Annotated in this window: 1 protein-coding gene; it reads left to right on the forward strand. The window is 43.3% G+C overall.

Annotation, left to right across the window (positions count from 1 at the left end; all coding sequences use genetic code 11):
* Positions 1-224: Calx-beta domain-containing protein (locus tag Q0948_RS14910; protein ID WP_298354538.1), on the forward strand; the 224-nt coding region annotated here is incomplete at both ends.

A 224-nucleotide genomic window follows, 5' to 3' on the forward strand; every position in this document is an offset into this window, starting at 1 on the left:
GGTGAGGATGATTATGAAGAGACAATTGTAACGGTAACGATTCCTGCAGGAGAGACTGAAGGAGAAGTTGTAGTTCCTATCGAGGATGATGAACTTGATGAGGGTGATGAAATCTTCACAGTAGACGGAACGATAACAAGTGGTAATACTGACAATACAGATCCTAGCGGAACGGTAACGATTATCGATAACGATGGTGCTCCAACCGTGACTATCGAAGATGT

Origin of the sequence: uncultured Dokdonia sp. (genome assembly GCF_947496725.1) — a bacterium.
Lineage (GTDB): Bacteria > Bacteroidota > Bacteroidia > Flavobacteriales > Flavobacteriaceae > Dokdonia.